The sequence below is a fragment of the Pseudomonas sp. HOU2 genome, from assembly GCF_040729435.1.
GTDB lineage: Bacteria > Pseudomonadota > Gammaproteobacteria > Pseudomonadales > Pseudomonadaceae > Aquipseudomonas.
In genome coordinates, this window is record NZ_CP160398.1 from 4,878,973 (window position 1) to 4,893,692 (window position 14,720).

Genomic DNA, 14,720 nt, shown 5'->3' on the forward strand with positions numbered 1-14,720 from the left:
ATTCCCTTGACTGAGCATGGAACGGCACAGGCCACACGGGTCACGTTATCGCTGGTTGTCCCGGTTTTTAACGAGGAAGACAGTCTCGACGCGTTCATTCAGCGCATCGATGAAGTCTTTCAGCACCAGGCGTCGATTGTTCTGGAACTGGTGTTCATCAATGACGGCAGTACGGATGCCACACTTGAGCGGCTGCTGGATCGTCAGCGGCACGATTCGCGGCTGCGCATCGTCGATCTGAGCCGCAACTTCGGCAAAGAGGCGGCGTTATCCGCCGGCCTGCAGATCGCCACCGGGCAGATTGTGGTGCCTATCGATGCCGATCTGCAAGACCCGCCCGAAGTCATTCTGCAAATGATCGAGCGTTGGCGCGAAGGGTATGAAGTGGTGCTCGGTCACCGCATCAGCCGCCGCAGCGACACCTGGGCCAAGCAGACGTCGGCGCACTGGTTCTACCGCCTGCACAACAAGATCGCCGAGCAACCGCTGCCGGAAAACGTCGGTGACTTCCGCCTGATGGACCGGTGCGTGGTCGATGCCTTGCTGACCTTGCCCGAGTCCCGGCGCTTCATGAAGGGCCTGTTCGCCTGGGTCGGGTTTCGCACCACTCATGTTGATTACGAGCGGCCCGAGCGCGTGGCAGGGCAGAGCAAGTTCAACGGCTGGCGGCTGTGGAACTTTGCCCTGGAAGGCATCACCAGTTTCAGTACCGAACCGCTGCGGATATGGACTTACATCGGCGCGGTGGTCTCGCTGGTATCTTTTGCCTTTGCCATTTTTATTGTGCTGCGCACGCTGATCCACGGCGTCGACATGCCCGGTTATGCCTCGCTGATGGTGGCCGTGACGTTCCTCGGTGGCCTGCAATTGATTGGCATCGGCGTACTCGGCGAGTACCTCGGGCGCACTTATATCGAATCCAAACGCCGGCCGGTTTTTCTGGTGCGTCGCGTCTACGACCCCAAGGACTGAAACATGGATCTCAAGGAAACCGACATCCTCGGTGACAGCATCGGTGAGCATTGGTATTACTGCTCCAAAGCGGCGGCGACCCGTCGTCTGCTCGGTGATGCGCCAGTTACGCGGATTCTCGACGTGGGCGCCGGGTCGGGGTTTTTCTCGCATCATCTGCTGACGCAAACCTCGGCGCAGGAGGCGTGGTGCGTCGATATCAGCTACCCCGCCGATTCCGATGCGACCACTGCCGGCAAACCGGTGCACTACCGCCGCGATATCGGCGCCATCGACGCCGATCTGGTGCTGCTCATGGACGTACTGGAGCATGTCGACCATGACCTCGGTCTGCTCAAGGCTTACGTTGACAAAGTACCGTCCGGCAGCCGTTTCCTGATGACCGTGCCGGCCTTTCAGTTTCTCTGGAGTGGTCACGACGACTTCCTTGAACACAAGCGCCGCTACACGCTGCCGCAGTTTGAAACCCTGGCCCGTGACGCCGGTTTGACCGTGCAGCGCGGTGCCTACTATTTCGGTGCGGTGTTTCCGATCGCGGCAGCGTTGCGTTTGCTGCCCAAAGGACCGCAGGCCGCGGCACCGCAGTCGCAGCTCAAGCGCCATCATCCGCTGGTCAACGGCGTGCTCAAAACCCTGTGCAGCCTTGAACTGCCGCTGATGGGCAGCAATCGTCTGGCCGGTCTGAGCGTGTTTGTGCTGGCGCGTAAACCGTGACCTCAGCCGACAGATCGGCGTTGATTCAGCGCGGCTTGCGCTTTGCCGTGACCGGTCTGTTCGTCACCGCCCTGCATGCACTGGTGGCGGTGCTGTTCATCAATTTCGTTGCAGCGCAACCGCCACTCGCCAACGGCGTGGCATTTGCCGTGGCGACGGTGGTGTCCTATGTGATCAACACCACCTGGAGTTTTTCGGCCCGTTTGCATGGCAAAACCCTGCTGCGCTTCATGCTGGTTTCCTGTGGTGGATTCTGCCTTGCCATGTTCGTCGCGTGGGCGGCGCAGATCGCCGGGCTTCATTACTTGCTGGGTATCGGCGCCGTAGCGCTGATCATTCCGGCGTTCACCTTTGTGCTGCATAACTTCTGGACGTATCGATGAGGGATCTGAGTAAACATCCGGCCCTCGCGCTGTTGCCGCTGCTGTTGGGCGCGCTGGCGTTTTTTCTGGTGATCGGCCCGCGGGCTCTGGACCCGCAAAACATTGCCTGGCTCAAGGACGGTGATCCGGCGACGCATTACCTGGGTTGGGTATTCTTTCGCCATTCACCCTGGACCTTTCCCCTCGGGCTGAACCCGTCCTATGGGATGGAACTGGGCAGCGCGATCATTTTTTCCGACTCCAATCCGCTACTGGCGCTGCTGTTCAAACCGTTCAATGGCTGGTTGCCGGAGACGTTCCAGTATTTCGGTTTATGGCTGCTGGCGTGTTTCATTCTGCAAGCCTGGTTTGCCTGGAAGCTGCTCGGCTTGATCACCGACAACCCCCTATTGCGCTTGCTCGGCGCCGGGTTCCTGGTGTTTTCGCCGCCGATGTTTCTGCGTACCGGTGGGCATCTTTCGCTGGCCGGGCACTTCCTGATTCTCGCGGCGCTGTATCTGGCGCTCCGCCCGGCACTTGAGCGCCGACGTCTGGCGTGGGGGGCATTGCTCGCCGTGACGGCATTGGTTCACGCGTACCTGTTGGGCATGGTGGCGCTGATCTGGGTCGCGGATCTGGTTGGCAAGTTGTGGGTCGGCAAGCTGACGCGCCGTCAGGTCCTTATCGAGCTGGGCGGCTTGTTCGCGCTGGTGAGCGTGTGCTGCTGGCAGGCGGGTTATTTCAGTATTACCGATGGCGCGGCGGGCGGCGGTTTCGGCTTTTACCGAATGAACCTGCTGTCGCTGGTGGATGCCGACGGCTGGTCGTTTGTCTTGCCAAACATTCCCAACGGCGCAGGCGATTACGAAGGTTTCAACTACCTGGGGCTGGGCGTCCTGTTGCTGGTGCCAGTAGCGGCAATCGCCTGGTACAGAAGTGGTATCTCGTTGAAGGCTTTGCTGTGCAGTCGCCCGTTCCTGTTGTTGGCGTTCATCGGGTTGACGCTGTTCGCCCTGTCGAATCAGATCGGGATCGGCCTGCAGGCGTTCGGCTATCCGCTGCCGAAATTCGTGCTGCGTGCGGCGAGTATTTTTCGCGCTTCGGGCCGGATGTTCTGGCCGGTGTTCTACGCCATCGTGATATTGCTCACCTACCTGGTGGTGCGTGGTTATCGACCGCGTATCGCCATGGGGCTGCTGGCGCTGGGGTTAGTGGTGCAAGTCGCCGACACCCGGATTGCCTGGGCAGGTTTGCGAGCAGCGAAAATGCTGCCCGAAGCCTCAGCCTGGGCCAGCCCGATGCATGATCCGTTCTGGGCCAGTGCGGCGGCGCACTACAAGAATGTCCGTGCCGTGACACCGAAAAATCTGCCGGACCAGTGGCAGGCGATTGCCGATTTTGCCGGCACCCATGGGTTGAAAACCGACGCGGCTTACTTGGGGCGTACGAGCCCCAAGGCGCTGGACAAGCTGTTGCGCACGACGCAAAGCCATCTCGCCAGCGGCCAGTACGACAGCGATTCGCTGTACATCCTTGATGACGACGCGCTGGAGTTGGCGGTACAGAGCATTCACAGCGACACCGATCTGTTGACCCGCGTCGACGACTTTGTCGTGCTGGCCCCGGGCTGGAAACACTGTAATGACTGTCTGGCGATGGTCGATCAGGGGCGAGCGCTGTCGACGATACCCTTGAGCCAGCCGGGACTGGTGCAGACGTTCAACCGCAGCACCCGGCAACTGGTCAAAGGCTGGTCCACACCGGAAGCGTGGGGCACCTGGAGTGATGGACAGGAGGCGGAACTGCGACTGCGCGTCGCTCCCGGATCGCATGCGCTGGTGATTGATGCCCTGGCCTTTGCCATGCCGCCGAACCTCAGTCAGCGAGTGATCGTCAGCATCAATGGTGTGGAGGCGTTGTCGACGCGGCTGACTCAGGTGCAGGGCAATCGGCTGGAAATACCGCTCAGCGCAGCGCAGGCAGCCGAGGAATATCTGAATGTCCGATTGCATCTGCCCGATGCGGTCAGCCCGCAAAAACTCGGCTTCAATGACGATGCGCGAGTCATGGGGTTGGGCTTGAAAACCCTGACGGTTCAGTGAAATTGTCGAACAAACCGCCAATCGTCTGATAGACGCCGATCCCAAGGACTTCATACACTGCCGGCAGTCTGGGGAGCAGGGGCAATGGATGAATCGAAATGAATTACGCAAGGCCGACATCAACCTGATGGTGGTGTTCGAGACCTTGATGCTCGAACGCAACGTGACCCGGGCGGCGGAGAAGCTGTTTCTCGGCCAGCCGACCATCAGTTCGGCGCTCAATCGCTTGCGCGCGATGTTCAATGATCCGCTGTTCATTCGCGTCGGCCATCGCATGGAGCCGACGGCCCGGGCCGAGGAACTGTTCAAGTACCTGTCGCCAGCGCTCGATTCGCTGTCGGTGGCGCTGAGCCTGACCCACGATTTCGACCCGGCCGTGAGCAACATGACGTTCCGCATCGGCCTGTCCGATGACGTCGAGTTCGGCCTGCTGCCACCGTTGCTGCGGGCGCTGCGCCAAGAGGCACCGAGCGTGGTGTTCGTGGTGCAACACGTCGATTACTGGCGCATCCCCGATCTGCTGGCCGCCGGCGACATCACCGTCGGCATCAGCCAGACCCGAGGCCTGCCCGCGAATGCCAAGCGCAAATTGCTGCGGCATATCCAGCCGAGCATCCTGCGCGCCGATGCCTCGGATTCGCCGCTGACCCTCGACGAATACTGTTCGCGCCCGCACGTATTGGTGTCGCACACGGCCAACATCAGCGGCTATGCCGATGAGTGGCTGGCGGAAATCGGCCGCACCCGGCATGTGGTCTTGTCGGTGCCGCAATACAGTGCGCTGCCGGCGTTGCTGGCTGGCACTGACCTGATCGCCAGCCTGCCGGACTACACCGCTGAAGCCATGGCTGCTTCCGGGCTGCTGTTCAAGGAACCGTTCCCATTCAAGACGCCGATGCTGGATCTGTCGATGGTCTGGCTCAGCCACGTCGACAGCGATCCGGCCGAGCGCTGGCTGCGTTCGCGGCTTGAGGCGTTCATGAGTGAACGGCCACTGACCGCGCCCTGAATCCCACCACAAATCTCCCCTGTAGGAGTGAGCCTGCTCGCGATGAGGGTGTGTCAGTCACATCAATGTTGTCTGACACAGCGCTTTCGCGAGCAGGCTCACTCCTACAAGGGTTTGCGTTCGTCTGGTCTGCCTGCTTTGCTCAAAGGCAATAACCTTGGCGGAGGCCGGTCCCCATGAGCATTTCCCGTTCGTTGCTGCGTGGGCGTGGCAGTCTCGACAGCGGCAAGGTTGGCATGGTCGAGCTGTTTTTCGATCTGGTGTTCGTGTTTGCCGTGACTCAGCTCTCGCATTCGCTGCTTGCGCAGTTGTCGATTCTGGGCGCGGTGCAGGTGGCGCTGTTGATGGTCGCGGTGTGGTGGGTGTGGATTTTCACTTCGTGGATCACCAATTGGCTCGACCCGGAAAAACTGCCGATCCGCCTCGGGCTGTTCGGGCTGATGATCGCCGGTCTGTTGCTGTCGTCCTCGATCCCCAAGGCTTTCACCGAGCGTGGGCTGATGTTTGCCTCGGCGTTCGTGTTCATGCAGGTCGGGCGTACGCTGTTTGCGATCTGGGCGGTGCGTGGCGAGTCGCTGAGCATGACCCGCAATTTCCAGCGGATTCTGGCGTGGTTGATGTGCTCCGGCGTGTTCTGGATCGCCGGGGCCTTTCTTGACGGGCAGCAACGTTTGTTGTGTTGGGCGCTGGCGCTGGCGATCGAACTGATTTCACCTTCGTTGTATTTCTGGGTGCCGGGGCTGGGGCGTTCGTCGTTGAGTGACTGGAACGTCGAAGGCAATCACATGGCCGAGCGCTGTGCGCTGTTCGTGATTATCGCTCTTGGTGAATCGTTGCTGGTGACCGGCGCGACGTTCGCCGAGCTGACGCTGAGTACCACCGGGGTCATGGCGTTTCTGGTGGCGGTGCTCGGCAGCATCGGCATGTGGTGGGTGTACTTCGACAGCGGCGCCTAGCGCGCGCATCACCGCATCGCGCATTCGAGCGATCCCGGTCGTCAGGCGCGCATCGCCTACACCTACCTGCACGTGCTGATCGTTGCCGGAGTGATCGTCAGTGCGGTGGCCGACGAACTGGTGCTGGTGCATCCGGATCACGCCAGTGACGCCGGGATCCTGGTGATCGTGGGCGGGCCTTGGCTGTTTCTGTTGGGCAATGCACTGTTCAAGTGGGTCATGTCCGATCGGCCGCTGCCACCCTTGTCGCATGTGGCGGGGCTGGTGTTGCTCATGCTGGCGCTGCCACTGGCGTTGAATCACTGGTTTTCGGCGCTGATGCTCGGGGCGCTGACCACGGCGATCGTGGTGCTGGTAGCGCTGTGGGAAAGCCTGGCATTGCGTCAGGCGTCGGCCTCGATAACCTCGGAAAAAGCCGCAGGAGAGTAGGCCAGCGCTGTGGTATATGTACGACTTTTCTGCCGACCGACTGGAGCACCCCATGCCACACCTGCACATGGAATACACCGCCAACCTGCCGCAGTTGAACGCTGATGTGGCGTTGATCCGGCTCAACAACACGCTGGTGGGTTCCGGTCAGTTCGCTGCGGAGTTCGATATCAAAAGCCGGGCGGTGAAGGTCGAGACCTTCAAGGTCGGTACCGGCATCGGCGAGCGCGCTTTCGTCCATGTGAAACTGGCGCTGCTCAGTGGTCGCTCGCCGCAGATCAAGAAGCAGCTCTCGGATAGCCTGCTGGCGGTGTTGCAGGATTTGTGCGAATGGCCGGCCGGAGTCGAAGTGCAGTTGTGTGTGGAATTGCTCGATATCGACCGCGACTCCTACACCAAGACCGCCATCGGCGTGTAGGACTCAGGCCGCTTCCAGCTCACTGCAGACCTTGATCACCTGCTCCCGCAGCCAGACGTTGGCGCTGTCCTGATCGGCGCTCTGGCTCCACTGCATGTCGAGGGTGAATCCCGGCAGACCGTTCGGCGCCTCGCAGTGATTGAATACCGTCTCTTTGGTCAGCAGGCGCTGGATGCGTCGGGGCAAGGTGAGGATGAAGTCGGTGCCGGTGATCATTTTCAATGCCGCGCTGTAGCTGTTGGAGCGCGCGACGATCTGCCGTTTCTGCGCCTGACGCGCCAGCCAGCCATCGACCATGTTGGTGGTGGAAGTCCACGGCGTCGGGAACACATGGCGCCGCTCGGTGAAGGCCTGCAGGCTCAGGCGCGGCTCCAGCGGCGTGGCGCGTTTGTCGAAGACACAGACCAGATCGTCCTCCAGCAGCATCCGCGATTTAAGGTCGGTGTGGCTGCGGTGGAAGTTGGGGCCGAAACAGATCACCAGGTCGAGACTGCCGTCGCGCAGTTCGTCGGCGGGCACATCGGTCTCGAACTTGTGCATGTTGACCACTACCGGCAAATCGTCGAAGTCGAAACGCTTCAACAGGCGCGGCAACACCAGTTGCTCAAAGTATTCCGGGGCACAGATATTGAAGGTCACCGCTTGCCGGGTCGGATCGAAGGCCGGGGCGCCGGCGTGGCACAGGTTGATGCTTTCGAGGATCTTCTGCACATGACCGTACATGGTGCCGGCCTTGTAGGTGGGACGCATGCCCGTGCGGGTGTTGATGAACAACTCGTCTTCGAAACTGGTGCGCAATTTTTTCAGGCAGTAGCTGACAGTGGACTGGCTGACGCACAGCGTCTCCGAGACATCCGTGACGCTGCTTTGCTCATACACGGCGATAAACACCATGAGGTCCTGCATGTCGAGCTTTCGAAGCAAGTTACTGTTCAGCATCCGTTCCGTCCCGCTGTGCTCCTTGCGCTGAATCCGCGCAAACGTGTGCGCATGATCGTAGCGGAACGATGGTGCCAGGACAAAGCCCTGTAGGACGTTTCGATGTCGCCAGTGGGACAGAAAGTTTTAGTAACACGACGTCGGCAAATAAAGCGCAAAAAGATGGCAACAGGCCTCTAGCCCGGCGGCGGCATTCGGCTTCAACGGATGTATCGGGCGTACTGCCGAGGGTCAAAGCGCAGCACTATCAGCAGCATCACCACCATCACTGCGGTCAGCGACCACCAGGCCCATTCAAAGCTGCCGAGGCGGTCGCGGATGATTCCGGCGAGCAGCGGCGAAAGCCCGGCGATCAAGTAGCCGATGCCTTGCACGAACGCGGTCAGGCTGCCGGCGCGCTGCGGGTTGTCGAGGTGATCGAGCGAGACGATCAGGCTCATCGGAAACAAGCCGCCAATCCCCAGCCCTAACAGACAGGGCCACAGCAAGCTGAGGTGTTGCGGGCTGAGGATCAGTCCGCAGAAGCCGCCGATGATCATCAGCAGCAACGCTGCGAGGACGGCACGGCGATCACGGCTGCGGTTGGCGATGGCCGGCGTCAGCAGCCCGGAAATCACCTCCATGGCGGTCAGAAAACCCAGCAGCAGCCCGGCGTGCTGTTCGCTCCAGCCTTGTTCCACGTAGTACGGCGCCAGCCAGGCGAGTACGCAGGTGTAGGACGCCGTGCCGAGGCCGAAGAAGAGGGCCAGCAGCCAGGCACGGGAATTACGCATGAAGGACTCTTTTCCTACAGGCGTGTTCTGGATGGATGGCGGAATCGACTGTGTCCACCAGGCCAGCAACGCGAGCAAGGCCAATGCCGCCCAGATCGCCAGCCCGATGCGCCAGCTGCCGGTCTGCAGCAGCACCAGCGGCGAGAATGAGGCGGCCAGTGCGGCACCGCCCATGATCGACGTGACATACAGGCCCATGCACAGCGCCACGTTATCGGGGAAGCGTGACTTGATCAGCACCGGCATCAGCGCCTGAATCAAGGCGATACCCATCCCGGCCAGCACCGCGCTGCCAATCAATTGCGGCGCCGAATCGAGCATCAGCCGCGACAGCGTCGCCAGGCCGATGATCAGCAACGACAGGATCACCGTGCGCTGCTCGCCCAGGCGTCGGCTGATGCCTATGCCGAAAAACATCGCCAGCCCCATCGCCATCACCGGCAGCATGGTCAGCAGCGAGGCCGCGCTGAAACTCAGCGGGATATCGCCACGAATCGCCGACAACAATGGCCCGACGGCGGCCATGGACGGGCGCAGATTGAGCGCGACGAGAATGATCCCGAACATCAGCCAGACAGCGGGGCGGGAGGTGGCGCGGACGTTTTCCATCGGCAGACTCTGGATTGCGGAGGCTGTCGATTAGGCGGCGCGGCGCGCCTATCGGCAAATCAGATTTCCCGAGCATTATTTAAAAACTAAATATCACTCTCCCCACTGTAGGAGCTGCCGCAGGCTCCGATCTTTTGATCTTGTTTTTCAAGACCAAGATCAAGATCAAAAGATCGCAGCCTGCGGCAGCTCCTACACGGGACGGATTTATCTTGCCAATCACGCTGTAAGACTATTCTTTCTCTCTGGCAGGACATTTCGTTACAGCTCTGGCCCAGCGCAGGCGCGTAAAACGCCGGCGGCGATATATACTGCGCGCCATTCTTCAAGGGAGAGCCGTGTGGCCATCGATATTCACTGGATTCGCGACAACGAAAGCCTCGCGCAGTTTTGCGCCGAGTGGCAGCAACTGCCGTTCGTTGCCCTCGACACCGAATTCATGCGGGTCGACACCTTCTACCCGATTGCCGGTTTGCTGCAGGTCGGTGACGGCAAACGCGCCTACCTGATCGATCCGCTGACCATCGACGCCTGGCAACCGCTGGCGGCGTTGCTGGAAAACCCGGCGGTGCTCAAAGTCCTGCATGCCTGCAGCGAAGACCTCGAAGTGTTGCTGCGCCTGACCGGCAGCCTGCCGGCGCCACTGTTCGACACACAATTGGCAGCGGCCTACCTGAACCTCGGGTTCTCGATGGGCTATTCGCGACTGGTGCAGGAAGTACTCGGTATCGAGCTGCCGAAGGGCGAAACCCGTTCCGACTGGTTGCAGCGTCCACTTTCCGACACACAAATCAGCTACGCCGCCGAAGACGCGGTGCATCTGGCGGAAGTTTTCGTACAGCTGCGGCCGAAACTGTCTGACGACAAATTCGCCTGGGTGCTGGAGGACGGCGCCGAACTGGTGGCCAACCTGCGCCGCGAGACCGACCCGTACGAGGTCTATCGCGAAGCCAAACTGGCGTGGAAACTGTCCCGCGCCCAACTGGCGGTGCTGCGTGAGCTGTGCGCCTGGCGTGAAAAAGAAGCGCGTGCCCGTGATCTGCCGCGCAACCGCATCGTCCGTGAACACTCGCTGTGGCCGCTGGCCCGCACGCAACCGGACAACCTCGCCGCGCTGGGCAAGATCGAAGACATGCACCCGCGTACCGTGCGTCAGGACGGCCAATTTCTGCTTGATCTGATCAAGCGCTCTGGCAGTGTGGGGCCTGATCAATGGCCGCCGGCGGTGCCGGAACCATTGCCGGTCGAAGCGGCGGCGCTGATCAAGCAACTGCGCGCCCTCGGCCAGGTCGAAGCTGAGCGTTTGGGTATCGCACCGGAACTGATGCTGCGCAAGAAAACCCTCGAAGCGCTGGTCAAAAGCGGCTTCCCCGAGGGCCCATATCAATTGCCTGAGTCGCTGCGTGGCTGGCGCCGCGAACTCATGGGCCAGAAGCTGCTCGACAGCCTGGCCACCGCCGGAGAACAGCCTTGAAACGTATTTGCTCCATTTACCAAAGCTCCAAGCGAAGCGGAATGTACCTTTATGTGCTCAAGAGCGATGCGCTTGAGCGCGTACCCGAGGCACTGATGGCTGCTTTCGGCAAGCCGAAACATTCGTTCGATCTGGTGCTGTCGCCTGAGCGCAAGCTGGCCAGCGAGGACATCGTCGTGGTCCTGGAAAACCTCGACAAGCAGGGCTACCACCTGCAGATGCCACCGGCCGAGGACGAGTACATCGAACACCTGCCCGAAGAATTGCTGCGACGCAACGACCCGGTCTGATCTGCGAGGCCCTGTTCTGGGCCTCTTGCCACCCTGGAACTGATTTTACGGCGACGACCGCCACGAAGGAGTACGGCTCTTTCGGCGGTTGCCTGCACGGTTTGCGAAAGGTTTGAAGATGCGCGTTCTGATTGCTGAACACGACCACGCGGTGTACGCCCGGCTGCTGCGTCAGGCGGCCCCCGAACTTGAAGTACTGACCAGTGGCGACTCTGCCGAACTGGCCCGTCAGGCGGCCGATTGCCCGGTGTGGCTGGGGCAGCCGGATCTGCTGGCGACCCTGCTGCGTCAGGGCCATCAACCGCAATGGCTGCAATCGACCTGGGCCGGCATCACGCCGCTGCTCGCCGACGGTCTGCGCCGCGATTACCGTCTGACCCGCGCGGTGGGGATCTTCGGTCAGGTGATGGCCGAATACGTGCTGACCTACATGCTCGGTCACGAGCGTGAAGTGCTGGCGCGGCTGGTCAGCCAGGTCGAGCGCAAGTGGGACAACCGCACCGGCCAGAGTCTGGTCGGGCGCAAGGTGCTGATCGTCGGCACCGGCGATATCGGCCAGAGCGTGGCGCAGTTTCTGTTGCCGTTCGGCGTCGAGTTGTACGGCATCGCCAGCAGCGCGCGCGAGCAGGCGCCGTTCGTCGAAGTCGGCTCGATGGCCGATCTGCCGCGACTGGTGGGGGAGGTCGATTACGTGGTCAACCTGCTGCCGAATACCGAACACACCCACGACATTTACGACGCGGCGCTGTTCAAGCAATTCAAACCGACCGGTTTGTTCATCAACGTTGGGCGCGGCGTGGCGGTGGTTGATGCGGATCTGGTCGAAGCCCTGAAGGAAGGGCATCTGGCCGGTGCGGTGATCGACGTCTGCCGTCAGGAGCCGCTGCCGCAACGCCATCCGTTCTGGACCGCTTGGGGCCTGCTGCTGACCGGGCACAGCTCGGCACCGACGTCGCCGGCGTTAATGGTGCAGTTGTTTGTCGACAACCTGAAGGCGTATCAGGCGGGAGAGGCGTTGCGCGGGGAAGTGGATTTCAACCGCGGATATTGAATCCACCGCGATATCTGTAGGAGTGAGCCTGCTCGCGATGAGGGTGTGTCAGTCGACATTGATGCTGTCTGACACTCCGCCATCGCGAGCAGGCTCACTCCTACAGTGGTTTTTGCGTTGTGGCTTAAAGGGTGAAGCTGCCTTCCGCCGCCAGCTCACTCAGCGGACGACGCGGGCTCGGTTCTTCACGGGCCTGCAGGTACTCGGCCAGAGTTGCCTTGTCACCCAGCTTGCCGATAGCGACCGCCGCATGCAGCGCATAACCTTCTGGAATATTCAGCTCCTTGCGGGTCAGCTCCTGATCGAAACCGGCCATGCCGTGGGTGTGCCAGCCGCTGATGCTCGCTTGCAGCGCCAGGTGGCCCCAGGCCGAACCGGTGTCGAAGGTGTGCCACAACGCCGGGGACTCTTCACTGGCACCGGGTGCGGTGAACGTGGTTTTCGACATCACGATCACCAGCGCCGACGCGTGTTGCGCCCAGCTGCGGTTGAACTCGTTCAGTAGACCCAGGAAGCGCTGCCAGTTCGGCGTATCGCGACGCGCATACAGAAAACGCCACGGCTGCGAGTTGTACGCCGACGGCGCCCAGCGTGCGGCTTCGAAAAAGCTCAGCAGGGTTTCTTCCGGGATCGCTTCGCCAGTGAAGGCGCGGGGCGACCAGCGGTCGGTGAACTGCGGGTGAATGGCGTAATCGGCAACGCGAGGGTTGGCACTCATCGAAGATTCCTTGCTGTGTTTGCGTCATGAATTCGTGGCAAAACCCTACTGGGCGGCGATTCTGCTGACAAGCGCGATTTACCGACAGTCGCCAGCGCTTGGCCCGCAGGGCCTTGGGCACTAGACTGGCGGCCTTTTCACCACCTGATGTTGATGCTTGAGCCATGGCCGCCAAAGTCGAACCGTTCTGGAAACGCAAAACCCTCGAGCAACTGGATCACGAGGAATGGGAATCGCTGTGCGACGGCTGCGGTTTGTGCTGCCTGCAGAAACTCGAAGATGAAGAAGACAACAGCGTCTATTACACGCGCATCGCCTGCAAACTGCTGGACCTGAAGACCTGCCAGTGCAGCGACTACCCGAATCGCATCAAGTTTGTCCCGGACTGTATCCAGCTCACTCCGGGCCAGGCCGAAGAATTCAAATGGCTGCCGCCGACCTGCGGTTATCGGCTGGTCAGCGAGGGCAAGGATCTGCCGTTGTGGCACCACCTGGTGTGTGGCGACCGTGACGCCGTGCATCACGAACGGATTTCCCAGTCCGGGCGCATGCTCGCCGAAGGCAGCGTGCCGGAGGATGACTGGGAAGATCACCTGATTTTTCGCGCCGGTTAAACACCGAGGGTTTCCAGGATTCAACAAGGAGTGTGTATGGCTGGGGGATTGCTGCGGGCATCGCTGATCGGCCTGCTGGCGCTAAGCGCACCGGTGTGGGCGGCGAAGAAAGTCGATCTGGATTACCACGTGCGCCTGTTGCCGCAAAGTGATCAGGCCGAAGTGCGCCTGACCCTGGCCAAAGGCGAGGCGGTGCGAAGTCTCGATTTCGACCTCGGCGACGGCAGCCACTACAGCGACTTCAAGGCCGACGGCCAATGGCTGCTGACCCCGGGCAAGTTGGCCCGTGGCGTGTGGCGGCCCGCGAGCGAAAAGGCCAGCCTGACCTACCGCGTACGCATCAGCCACGGCCGCAAGAACGGCACGTTCGACACGCGCATGACGCCGAGTTGGGCGTTGATGCGTGGCGACGAATTGGTGCCCCCTGCAAAACTCGATCAACAGGATGGCACTGAACTGGTCGCGCGCCTGCAATTCGAATTGCCTGAAGGCTGGAACAGCGTCGAAACCGCCTGGCCGCGCATCGGCAAGAACAAATTCCGCATCGACAACCCGTCCCGCCTGTTCGATCGCCCGACCGGCTGGATGCTCGCCGGTCATCTCGGCAGCCGCCGCACGCGTCTGGGCGAAACCGAAGTCACCGTGGCTTCGCCGCAAGGGCAGGGCATGCGGCGCATGGATGTGCTGACGCTGCTGACGTTCGTCTGGCCGCAGGTGCAAGCGGTCTATCCCCGGCATCCGAAAAAACTGCTGATCGTCGGCGCCAACGACCCGATGTGGCGCGGCAGCCTCGGTGCGCATGAGTCCATTTACCTGAACACGCGGTTGCCGCTGGTCAGCGAGAGCGGCAGCAGTGCGCTGGTGCGTGAGCTGGCGCAGGTGTTCGGGCGGATCAATGACGAACAGCGCAGCGACTGGATCAGCGAAGGTCTTGCCGAGTATTACGCGATCGAACTGCTGCGGCGTGCCGGGGGCATGAGCGATGAACGCTATCAGGCGTTGCAGGTGAAATTGACCCGGGACAGTCAGAAAGTCACGACCCTGCGCGGCGAGCAGATCAGCGCGGCGCAGCTTGCAAAAGCGGTAATTATCTTGCAGGAACTGGATCGCGAGATTCGTCTGAAGACGCGGAACAAACGTTCGCTGGATGATGTGTTGCGCGGGGCGATGCATCTGGGGACGGTGAGTACCAAGGAATTTGTGCAACTGGCCGAGAGTGTTCTGGGCGAGTCTTCCAAAGTCCTCGATACCGCGTTGTTGCAGTAAAGATCAAAAGATCGCAGCCTGCGG

At 61.2% G+C, this 14,720-nt stretch carries 14 protein-coding genes and 1 pseudogene; 12 read left to right on the plus strand and 3 right to left on the minus strand.

Annotation, left to right across the window (positions count from 1 at the left end; genetic code table 11):
* Positions 1–6 precede the first annotated feature (6 nt).
* The 7 genes and pseudogenes from ABV589_RS22120 (at position 7) to ABV589_RS22150 (ending at position 6,962) form a co-directional block, all read left to right on the plus strand.
* Positions 7–972, plus strand: a complete 966-nt coding sequence (locus ABV589_RS22120; protein ID WP_367083658.1) for a glycosyltransferase family 2 protein — start codon at positions 7–9, stop codon at positions 970–972.
* Positions 973–975: 3 nt separating this feature from the next.
* Positions 976–1,686 carry a methyltransferase domain-containing protein gene (locus ABV589_RS22125; protein WP_367083660.1) on the plus strand — a complete coding sequence of 237 codons (711 nt, stop codon included), beginning with the start codon at positions 976–978 and terminating at the stop codon, positions 1,684–1,686.
* On the plus strand, positions 1,683–2,069 hold the full coding sequence (locus ABV589_RS22130; protein WP_007963294.1) for a GtrA family protein: 387 nt from the start codon (positions 1,683–1,685) through the stop codon (positions 2,067–2,069). Before ABV589_RS22125 ends, ABV589_RS22130 begins: the two co-directional genes overlap by 4 nt.
* Complete coding sequence (locus tag ABV589_RS22135) at positions 2,066–4,150, plus strand: DUF6311 domain-containing protein (RefSeq protein WP_367083662.1); 2,085 nt, start codon at positions 2,066–2,068, stop codon at positions 4,148–4,150. The genes ABV589_RS22130 and ABV589_RS22135 overlap by 4 nt, the downstream gene beginning before the upstream one ends.
* An 88-nt stretch (positions 4,151–4,238) precedes the next feature.
* A complete protein-coding gene (locus ABV589_RS22140) occupies positions 4,239–5,159 on the plus strand; it encodes a LysR substrate-binding domain-containing protein (protein WP_027614510.1) in 921 nt (306 codons plus the stop codon).
* A 176-nt stretch (positions 5,160–5,335) separates the two neighbouring features.
* Positions 5,336–6,544, plus strand: a pseudogene (locus ABV589_RS22145) (low temperature requirement protein A).
* Between the two features lie 52 nt (positions 6,545–6,596).
* Positions 6,597–6,962, plus strand: a complete 366-nt coding sequence (locus ABV589_RS22150; RefSeq protein ID WP_007963304.1) for a 5-carboxymethyl-2-hydroxymuconate Delta-isomerase — start codon at positions 6,597–6,599, stop codon at positions 6,960–6,962.
* Positions 6,963–6,965: 3 nt separating this feature from the next.
* Here the strand turns inward: ABV589_RS22150 and ABV589_RS22155 are convergent, their stop codons facing one another.
* Both ABV589_RS22155 and ABV589_RS22160 read right to left on the minus strand, forming a co-directional pair.
* Complete coding sequence (locus ABV589_RS22155) at positions 6,966–7,901, minus strand: LysR family transcriptional regulator (RefSeq protein ID WP_007963305.1); 936 nt, start codon at positions 7,899–7,901, stop codon at positions 6,966–6,968.
* Between the two features lie 200 nt (positions 7,902–8,101).
* Positions 8,102–9,283 (minus strand): cyanate transporter, encoded by a 1,182-nt coding sequence (locus ABV589_RS22160; protein ID WP_367083665.1) that lies wholly within the window; start codon positions 9,281–9,283, stop codon positions 8,102–8,104.
* Positions 9,284–9,623: 340 nt separating this feature from the next.
* On the opposite strand from ABV589_RS22160, the gene rnd reads away from it, so the two are divergent.
* The 3 genes from rnd (at position 9,624) to ABV589_RS22175 (ending at position 12,098) form a co-directional block, all read left to right on the plus strand.
* Positions 9,624–10,757, plus strand: a complete 1,134-nt coding sequence (rnd, locus tag ABV589_RS22165; RefSeq protein WP_027614515.1) for a ribonuclease D — start codon at positions 9,624–9,626, stop codon at positions 10,755–10,757.
* Positions 10,754–11,047 (plus strand): YcgL domain-containing protein, encoded by a 294-nt coding sequence (locus ABV589_RS22170; RefSeq protein WP_007963308.1) that lies wholly within the window; start codon positions 10,754–10,756, stop codon positions 11,045–11,047. The genes rnd and ABV589_RS22170 overlap by 4 nt, the downstream gene beginning before the upstream one ends.
* A gap of 118 nt (positions 11,048–11,165) precedes the next feature.
* Positions 11,166–12,098: a D-2-hydroxyacid dehydrogenase gene (locus ABV589_RS22175; protein ID WP_007963309.1), complete on the plus strand. Its 933-nt coding sequence runs from the start codon at positions 11,166–11,168 to the stop codon at positions 12,096–12,098.
* 124 nt (positions 12,099–12,222) lie between these two features.
* Here the strand turns inward: ABV589_RS22175 and ABV589_RS22180 are convergent, their stop codons facing one another.
* Positions 12,223–12,816, minus strand: a complete 594-nt coding sequence (locus ABV589_RS22180) for a nitroreductase family protein (protein WP_367083668.1) — start codon at positions 12,814–12,816, stop codon at positions 12,223–12,225.
* A 164-nt stretch (positions 12,817–12,980) separates the two neighbouring features.
* On the opposite strand from ABV589_RS22180, the gene ABV589_RS22185 reads away from it, so the two are divergent.
* Together ABV589_RS22185 and ABV589_RS22190 are read left to right on the plus strand one after the other, a co-directional pair.
* Complete coding sequence (locus ABV589_RS22185) at positions 12,981–13,430, plus strand: YcgN family cysteine cluster protein (protein ID WP_027614519.1); 450 nt, start codon at positions 12,981–12,983, stop codon at positions 13,428–13,430.
* A 36-nt stretch (positions 13,431–13,466) separates the two neighbouring features.
* Positions 13,467–14,696, plus strand: coding sequence for a hypothetical protein (locus tag ABV589_RS22190; protein WP_367083670.1), 1,230 nt, complete (start codon positions 13,467–13,469; stop codon positions 14,694–14,696).
* Positions 14,697–14,720 lie beyond the last annotated feature (24 nt).

What these genes read in the sequence shown, in the direction of transcription:
- ABV589_RS22135 (WP_367083662.1), top strand. Translation starts at nt 2,066, where the DNA reads ATGAGGGATCTGAGTAAACATCCGGCCCTCGCGCTGTTGCCGCTGCTG.
- ABV589_RS22185 (WP_027614519.1), top strand. Translation starts at nt 12,981, where the DNA reads ATGGCCGCCAAAGTCGAACCGTTCTGGAAACGCAAAACCCTCGAGCAA.
- ABV589_RS22150 (WP_007963304.1), top strand. Translation starts at nt 6,597, where the DNA reads ATGCCACACCTGCACATGGAATACACCGCCAACCTGCCGCAGTTGAAC.
- ABV589_RS22160 (WP_367083665.1), bottom strand. Translation starts at nt 9,283, where the DNA reads ATGGAAAACGTCCGCGCCACCTCCCGCCCCGCTGTCTGGCTGATGTTC.
- ABV589_RS22155 (WP_007963305.1), bottom strand. Translation starts at nt 7,901, where the DNA reads ATGCTGAACAGTAACTTGCTTCGAAAGCTCGACATGCAGGACCTCATG.
- ABV589_RS22175 (WP_007963309.1), top strand. Translation starts at nt 11,166, where the DNA reads ATGCGCGTTCTGATTGCTGAACACGACCACGCGGTGTACGCCCGGCTG.
- ABV589_RS22125 (WP_367083660.1), top strand. Translation starts at nt 976, where the DNA reads ATGGATCTCAAGGAAACCGACATCCTCGGTGACAGCATCGGTGAGCAT.
- ABV589_RS22190 (WP_367083670.1), top strand. Translation starts at nt 13,467, where the DNA reads ATGGCTGGGGGATTGCTGCGGGCATCGCTGATCGGCCTGCTGGCGCTA.
- ABV589_RS22180 (WP_367083668.1), bottom strand. Translation starts at nt 12,816, where the DNA reads ATGAGTGCCAACCCTCGCGTTGCCGATTACGCCATTCACCCGCAGTTC.
- ABV589_RS22140 (WP_027614510.1), top strand. Translation starts at nt 4,239, where the DNA reads ATGAATCGAAATGAATTACGCAAGGCCGACATCAACCTGATGGTGGTG.